Origin of the sequence: Aquicoccus sp. (genome assembly GCF_041686535.1) — a bacterium.
GTDB lineage: Bacteria > Pseudomonadota > Alphaproteobacteria > Rhodobacterales > Rhodobacteraceae > Aquicoccus.
Genome location: NZ_JAWLDS010000010.1, coordinates 62,014 through 69,447 on the forward strand (window position 1 = coordinate 62,014; position 7,434 = coordinate 69,447).

Below are 7,434 nucleotides of genomic sequence, written 5' to 3' on the forward strand. Positions count from 1 at the left end.
CGGTCGATGGCGGCCTATATCAGGCGCATGAGCGACAAGAAAGACCTTCCCCCCGCCGCGATCCGCGCCCTCGCCGAAGCCGAGGCGCGCCGCAAGGAGGCCGAAGCCAAGGCCGAGGCGCTGCCCAAGGAGTTGGGCGGGCGCGATGGGCCCGAGCCGGTGCGATACGGCGATTGGGAGCGGAAGGGAATCGCGGTCGATTTCTGAGGGCGCCAACGGTCAAGCCCCGCGCGGAATCAAGGCCGAAGGCCGCCGCGCATCGCCGGGCCGCCCCCCGGCGCGGCGATTTGGCCGAGCTTCGTGCGCGGCTTGGATGTTTTCAGGCTTTTCTGGCATAAAGCGCTGCAACACGGACCGGGGAGCGCCGCACCGCGGCCCGTCGCCACGCGGCTTGGAAAGACCTTACAACCCCAGCACATCCATCATGTCATATTGCCCCGGCGTCTTGTCCTGCCCCCAGAGCGCGGCCCTGAGCGCGCCCCGGGCATAAATCGAGCGGTCGGTGGCGACGTGGCGCAGGATGATGCGTTCACCGGCGGCGGCGAACATCACGTCATGTTCGCCCACGATGTCGCCGCCGCGAATGGCGGAAAAGCCGATATGGCCTTTCTCGCGCTTGCCTGTGATGCCGTCGCGGCCGCGATCAGAGACCTTCTTGAGCGACACGCCCCGTCCCTGCGCCGCCGCCTCGCCCAGCATCAGCGCGGTGCCCGAGGGCGCATCGACCTTCTGGTTGTGATGGGCCTCGATCACCTCGATATCGTAATCCGCGTCCAGCGCCTCGGCCACCTTTTGGGTCAGCCGGGTGAGCAGGTTCACCCCGAGGCTCATGTTGCCGGCACGGATGATCACCGCGTGACGGGCGGCGGGTTCCAACGTGGCAATGTCGGCCTCATTCATGCCGGTGGTGCCGATCACGTGCACGGCGCGCGCCTGTGCGGCCAGCGCGGCAAACTCGAGCGTGGCGGCGGGCGCGGTAAAGTCGATGATCGCCTGAGCGCGGGCGAAGGCGTCGAGTGGATCATCCTCGATGGTCACGCCCAGCGGGCCGATCCCGATCGCCTCGCCCGCATCGCGACCGATCCAGTCGTGCCCCTTGCGTTCGATTGCACCCACAAGCCGCGCCTTGTCGGAAGCGGCCACCGTGCGCAGCAGCATCTGGCCCATGCGCCCCGAGGCGCCGGTGATCACGATGCCGGGAAGGTCGGTGCGGGGCAGGTCGTTCATGGCGCGGGTCTCCTGTCTGGGTTTGTCTTGCATAGCCGAGCATCGCGTGCTTGGCAAAGGCCGGTGGAAGGCTTAAGTGCAGCCCATGGCAAAGAACAGGTTCCAGGACGGGTCCGGCCCGTCGCAGCGACAATTGCGGGTCGGCGAGTTGATCCGCCGCACCCTTGCACAGGTTCTGGCGCGGGGCGATGTGCATGACCCCGAGCTGAACCGGATGTCGATCACGGTGGGCGAGGTGCGGGTGACGCCCGACCTCAAGATCGCCACTGCCTATGTCCTGCCGCTGGGCGGCGAGGGGCAGGAGGATGCGATCAAGGCCCTGGCGCGCAACAAGGGCGAGTTGCGGCGGATCATCGGCAAGGACCTGACCCTGAAATACGCGCCCGACCTGCGGTTCCGGCTGGATGAGACCTTTGACCGGCTGGACGAGACGCGACGCCTGTTCAGCCAGGAGAACGTCCGGCGCGATCTGGAGGACTGATGCGGGTCTGGGCCGCACTTGCGCTGCTGTTCGTGCCCGGGATCGCCGGGGCGGTCGAGTGTCGCGAGCTGCGCCATGACGGCAATGGCTATGCCATCTGCGAGGTGGACGCGCGAACCGCGGATATCCGGCTTTTTCTGGAAGATGACGCCGGGCAGGTGATCGGCACGTTCCCGGCGTTGGAGGCGCGGCTTTCCAAGCGGGGCGAGCGGCTGGCATTCGCGATGAACGCGGGCATGTATCACGGCGACCGCAGCCCGGTGGGGCTTTATCGCGAGGGCGGGCAGGAGGTGCAGGGCCTGATCACGCGGGCGGGGCCGGGGAATTTCGGGCTTTTGCCGAACGGGGTTTTCTGCCTCCGGGACGGGCGGGCCGATGTGATCGAGACCATGCGGTTCGCGCGTGAGGAACCCGATTGCCGCGATGCCAGCCAGTCGGGTCCGATGCTGGTGATCGACGGGGAATTGCATCCCCGGTTCCTGCCCGACAGCACGAGCCGCTATGTCCGCAACGGTGTCGGCACATCGGAGGACGGGGCGCGGGTGGTGTTCGCGATTTCGAAGGGTGCGGTGACGTTGCATGAATTCGGGCGGTTGTTCCGCGATGCGCTGGACCTGCCGCAGGCGCTTTACTTCGATGGCAATATCTCGCGCCTGCACGCGCCCGCGCTGGGCCGGTCGGATGCCGGTTTGCCGATGGGGCCGATCGTGGGCGTGGTCGAGCGGGGCGATTGACCGACCGGGCCGCATGGGCTAGGCGACCGCTTTCGACGGCAGCGAGGGCAGGTGCATGGGACGCAAACGCAAGGCGCGGGACATTTCCGGGTGGCTGGTGGTGGACAAGCCCGCGGGGATGACCTCGACCGCGGTGGTCAACAAGGTGCGCTGGGCGTTTGACGCCAGGAAGGCGGGCCATGCCGGGACGCTCGATCCCGAGGCGACCGGGGTTCTGGCCGTGGCGCTGGGCGAGGCGACGAAAACCGTGCCCCATGTTACCGACGCGCTCAAGTGCTATCGCTTTACCGTGCGGCTGGGACAGGCGACCAACACCGACGATGCCGAGGGCGAGGTGATTGCCGCGTCCGACCTGCGCCCCGGTGACGACGAGATCAAGGCGGCGCTGGGTGGGTTCGTGGGCGATATCATGCAGGTGCCGCCGCAATTCTCGGCGGTCAAGATCGACGGGCAGCGCGCCTACAAGCTTGCCCGCGCTGGCGAGGATCTGGAGATCGAGGCGCGGCCCCTTTGGGTGGAGGAACTGTTGCTCATTGACCGGCCCGACGCGGACCGGGTGGTGCTGGAGATGAGTTGCGGCAAGGGCGGGTATGTGCGCGCGATTGCCCGGGACCTGGGCGAGGCGCTGGGCTGTTTCGGGCATGTGGAGCGGTTGCGGCGGATCTGGTCGGGGCCGTTCGACGCCGAGGACGGAATCGACCTTGAGACGCTGGACCGGCTGGCGCGGAAACCGGAACTCGATGACTGGCTGCGCCCGCTCGAAGAGGGGCTGGTGGATCTGCCCGAGGTCAGGGCCACGGACCAGGGCGCGGTGCGGTTGCGCAATGGCAACCCGGGCATGGTGATCGCCCATGACGTGGACTATGGCGAGGAATGCTGGGCCTCCCACCAGGGCCGGGCGCTGGCGGTCGGGCGCTACAAGTCAGGTGAATTGCACCCGGCGCGCGTCTTTAACCGGGACGCTTCTGCTTGAGCGCGGGCGCGACCGGAGAAGACAGATGACTTTTGCCGCGTAACTTGCTACCCAGCGGGAGAAATTTCGTTGTTCCGGCAATTTGTGAGAGATGACCTTGGAAATCGAGAAGACTGCCCTTGAAGGTGTGTTGATCCTGACTCCGGCACGTCATGGCGACAACCGCGGGTTCTTCAGCGAAAGCTGGAACCGCAAGCGGATGCAGGAGGCCGGCCTCGACATTGATTTCGTGCAGGACAATCACTCGCTTTCGGAACGGGCGGGCACGGTGCGGGGGCTGCATTACCAGGCGCCGCCCTTTGCACAGGCCAAGCTGGTGCGCTGCGGGCGCGGGCGGCTTTACGACGTGGCGGTCGATATCCGCAGGGGAAGCCCGACCTATGGTCACTGGGTCGGGGTCGAGCTGAGTTTCGACAATGGCCGGCAGCTCCTGATCCCCGAGGGGTTTATGCACGGGTTCGTCACGCGCGAGCCGATGACCGAGATCGTCTACAAATGCTCTGACTACTATTCGAAACCTCATGATGGCGCTGTGCGGTTCGATGACCCGGATATCGCGATCGACTGGGGCGTGGATCCGGCCGGGGTCGTTCTGTCCGGCAAGGACGAAGCGGCCCCGCGCCTGGCCGAGTTCGACAGCCCGTTCACCTATGACGGGGCACGGGAATGAAACTCTTGGTGACAGGAGGGGCCGGGTTCATTGGCTCGGCCGTGGTGCGGCAGGCCATGGACAGGGGCCACGAGGTCGTCAATCTCGATGCGCTGACCTATGCCGCCTGTCTTGAGAACGTGGCGGCGGTCGCGGATAGCCCGCGTTACCATTTCGAGCATGTGGATATTCGCGACGCCGCGGCGGTCGAGGCCTGTATCGCGCGCCATGCGCCCGAGGCGATCATGCATCTGGCCGCCGAAAGCCACGTGGACCGGTCCATCGACGGGCCGGGCGTGTTCATGGAAACCAACGTGATGGGCACGTTTCACCTGTTGCAATCGGCCCGCGCATTGTGGGAGCGCAAGGGTCGGCCCGAGGATTTCAGGTTCCATCATATCAGCACGGATGAGGTGTTCGGCTCGCTGCCCGATGATCCGGTGGTGAAATTCACCGAGGATACGCCCTATGATCCGCGCAGCCCCTATTCGGCCTCGAAGGCCAGTTCGGATCACCTTGTCCGGGCCTGGCACGAAACCTATGGCCTGCCGGTGGTGCTGAGCAATTGCTCGAACAATTACGGGCCCTATCATTTTCCCGAGAAACTGATCCCGGTGATCATCTTGGGTGCGCTGGCGGGCAGGCCGTTGCCGATCTATGGCGACGGGTCGAACGTGCGCGACTGGCTTTATGTCGAGGATCATGCCGATGCCCTTCTGACCGTGCTTGAGCGCGGCGGGGTGGGGCGGTCCTACAACATCGGGGGCGAGAACGAACGGACCAACCTTGAACTGGTCCGGACCCTTTGCGGCATCCTTGACCGGCTCAGCCCGCGGGATGACGGCAAGCCCTATGCCGAGCAGATCACCTTTGTTGCTGACCGTCCGGGGCATGATGCGCGCTATGCGATCGATCCCACGCGCATTCGCGAGGAACTGGGCTGGCGGCCGTCGGTCACGGTCGAGGAGGGGCTCGAACGCACGGTGCGGTGGTATCTCGACAACGAGGACTGGTGGCGGCCCTTGCAGAACCGGCAGGGCGTGGGCCAGAGGCTGGGCACCGGGGGCGCGCGATGAAGGTCCTGGTGTTTGGCAGGTCCGGACAGGTGGCCACGGAATTGCAGCGCCGAGCGGGCGCGCATGAGGTGGTGGCCCTGGGCCGGGCCGAGGCCGATTTCGAAAACCCCGACGCCTGTGCCGATATTGTGGCGCGCAGCGATGCGCAGGCGATCATCAACGCCGCCGCCTATACCGCCGTGGACAAGGCCGAGGAGGACGAGGCCCGCGCCCGGCGCATCAACGGCGAAACGCCCGGTGCGATTGCCCGTGCCGCCGCCGCGCGCGGGTTGCCCGTGGTGCATATTTCGACCGATTACGTGTTCGATGGTGCGGGCGTGGCGCCCTTTGCGACCGATCATACGACCGCGCCATTGGGGGTTTACGGGCGCAGCAAGCTGATCGGGGAAAAGGCGGTGCGCGGCGCCGGGGGGCCACATGCGATCCTGCGCACGTCCTGGGTGGTGTCGGCGCATGGGGGCAATTTCGTCAAGACGATGCTGCGGCTGGGGGCCGAGCGTGAGAAACTCACCATCGTTGCCGATCAGGTGGGCGGGCCGACCCCGGCCGCCGATATCGCCGATGCATGCCTGATCATAGCGGCGCAATTGCTCGATGACCGGGGCAAGAGCGGCACCTATCATTTCTCGGGTGCGCCCGATGTGAGCTGGGCCGATTTCGCGCGCGAGATATTTGCGCGAACCGGCCTGGCCTGCGCGGTCGAGGACATTGCGACCACCGCCTATCCCACGCCGGCGCAGCGGCCGCTGAACTCGCGGTTGGACAATGCCGCCACGGCGGCCGTTTTCGGTATCGCGAGGCCGGACTGGCGCGACGGGTTGAACGACATTCTTTCCGAACTTGGAGCACTCAAGGCATGACAGATCGCAAGGGTATCATCCTGGCTGGCGGGTCCGGCACGCGGCTCTATCCGATCACCCTCGGGGTGTCGAAGCAGCTTTTGCCGATCTACGACAAGCCGATGATCTATTATCCGCTCAGCGCGCTGATGCTGGCCGATATTCGCGAGATCGCGGTGATCACGACGCCCCACGACCAGGCGCAGTTCAAGCGGGTGCTGGGCGATGGCAGCCAATGGGGGCTTGGCCTGAGCTATATCATGCAGGAAGAGCCCGAGGGCCTGGCCCAGGCCTATGTTCTGGCCGAGGAGTTCCTGGCCGGAGCGCCGAGCGCGATGGTCCTGGGCGACAACATCTTTTTCGGCCATGGCCTGCCCGAGCTCTTGATGGCGGCCGATGCGAACAGGCAAGGCGGCACCGTCTTTGGCTATCGCGTGGCCGACCCCGAGCGCTATGGCGTTGTGGATTTCGACGCGGACGGAGCGGTGCGCGCGATCATGGAAAAGCCCGAGGTGCCGCCGTCGAACTATGCGGTGACGGGGCTCTATTTCCTCGACGGGAGCGCGCCCGATCGGGCGAGGAAGGTGCAGAAATCCGCGCGTGGGGAGTTCGAGATCACCACGCTTCTGGAAATGTACCTGGCCGATGGGCTGTTGAGCGTCAAACAGATGGGGCGCGGGTATGCGTGGCTCGATACCGGAACGCATGGCAGCCTGCTGGATGCGGGGAATTTCGTGCGCACGCTGGAACGGCGGCAAGGGCTGCAAACCGGCAGCCCGGACGAGATTGCCTATAACAAGGGCTGGATCGGGGCGGATGCGTTGCGAGAACGGGCCCGGGCCTTCGAAAAGAACGATTATGGCACCTACCTCTTGGGTTTGCTCAGGGAGTGAGCCGGCGGATCGGGGCGGCTATGCCGGGCTTCGAAAAGGTGGGCGTGTGCCTTTGATGAATGAATGGAAACGGGGTTTTCTTTGCGCGTTTCCTGCGAAAGTATCGTTGCAGACCTAACAGGAGTTTCGCCCGAATGTCCGCCGACCCCCGCCCCGACTGTCCCGATATCGCGCCGCTCGGCGTTGACGGGTTGCTCGTGCGGTTTTCCACCCGGCTTGACGATGCTGCCAATCGTGCGGTCCTGGGTTTTGCCCGCGATCTGGAGTCGGACCCGCCACAGGGTGTGATCGAGGTCGCCTCGGCGCTGAGTTCGGTCTATCTGCGCTTTGACCCTGCGGTCGTGAGCCGTGCCGAATTGACACGGGCCCTGCAGGACCGCGCCAGCACGCGCGACTGGTCCACGCCGATGGATGGCGCCGGGCGTCATTGGCATATCCCCACGGCCTTTGGTGGTGATTTCGGGCCGCAACTGGCCGAAACCGCCGCGCTTCTCGGCATGAGCGAGGAGCAGGCGGTGGCCGACCTCGTTGCCCATCCGGTGCGGGTGCTGGCCATCGGGTT

At 65.7% G+C, this 7,434-nt stretch carries 10 protein-coding genes; 9 read left to right on the plus strand and 1 reads right to left on the minus strand.

Going from position 1 to position 7,434, the window contains the following annotated elements; genetic code table 11:
- The first annotated feature begins 27 nt into the window (after positions 1-27).
- On the plus strand, positions 28-207 hold the full coding sequence (locus ACESL9_RS04270; protein WP_372610113.1) for a DUF1674 domain-containing protein: 180 nt from the start codon (positions 28-30) through the stop codon (positions 205-207).
- A gap of 195 nt (positions 208-402) precedes the next feature.
- Here ACESL9_RS04270 and dapB read toward each other — a convergent pair whose 3' ends face one another.
- Positions 403-1,227: a 4-hydroxy-tetrahydrodipicolinate reductase gene (dapB, locus tag ACESL9_RS04275; RefSeq protein WP_372610111.1), complete on the minus strand. Its 825-nt coding sequence runs from the start codon at positions 1,225-1,227 to the stop codon at positions 403-405.
- A gap of 85 nt (positions 1,228-1,312) precedes the next feature.
- On the opposite strand from dapB, the gene rbfA reads away from it, so the two are divergent.
- The 8 genes from rbfA to ACESL9_RS04315 all read left to right on the plus strand — a co-directional run.
- Positions 1,313-1,708 (plus strand): 30S ribosome-binding factor RbfA, encoded by a 396-nt coding sequence (gene rbfA / locus ACESL9_RS04280; protein ID WP_372610109.1) that lies wholly within the window; start codon positions 1,313-1,315, stop codon positions 1,706-1,708.
- On the plus strand, positions 1,708-2,442 hold the full coding sequence (locus ACESL9_RS04285; RefSeq protein ID WP_372610107.1) for a phosphodiester glycosidase family protein: 735 nt from the start codon (positions 1,708-1,710) through the stop codon (positions 2,440-2,442). Before rbfA ends, ACESL9_RS04285 begins: the two co-directional genes overlap by 1 nt.
- A 55-nt stretch (positions 2,443-2,497) precedes the next feature.
- Entirely contained in the window at positions 2,498-3,415 is a 918-nt protein-coding gene (truB, locus tag ACESL9_RS04290) for a tRNA pseudouridine(55) synthase TruB (protein WP_372610105.1), read from the plus strand.
- A 91-nt stretch (positions 3,416-3,506) separates the two neighbouring features.
- Entirely contained in the window at positions 3,507-4,085 is a 579-nt protein-coding gene (gene rfbC, locus ACESL9_RS04295; RefSeq protein WP_372610103.1) for a dTDP-4-dehydrorhamnose 3,5-epimerase, read from the plus strand.
- A complete protein-coding gene (rfbB, locus tag ACESL9_RS04300) occupies positions 4,082-5,140 on the plus strand; it encodes a dTDP-glucose 4,6-dehydratase (protein ID WP_372610101.1) in 1,059 nt (352 codons plus the stop codon). The genes rfbC and rfbB overlap by 4 nt, the downstream gene beginning before the upstream one ends.
- Positions 5,137-6,000, plus strand: a complete 864-nt coding sequence (gene rfbD, locus ACESL9_RS04305) for a dTDP-4-dehydrorhamnose reductase (RefSeq protein WP_372610099.1) — start codon at positions 5,137-5,139, stop codon at positions 5,998-6,000. The genes rfbB and rfbD overlap by 4 nt, the downstream gene beginning before the upstream one ends.
- Complete coding sequence (gene rfbA, locus ACESL9_RS04310) at positions 5,997-6,872, plus strand: glucose-1-phosphate thymidylyltransferase RfbA (RefSeq protein ID WP_372610097.1); 876 nt, start codon at positions 5,997-5,999, stop codon at positions 6,870-6,872. Before rfbD ends, rfbA begins: the two co-directional genes overlap by 4 nt.
- A gap of 134 nt (positions 6,873-7,006) precedes the next feature.
- Positions 7,007-7,434: carboxyltransferase domain-containing protein (locus ACESL9_RS04315; protein ID WP_372674541.1), on the plus strand; the 428-nt coding region annotated here is incomplete at its 3' end.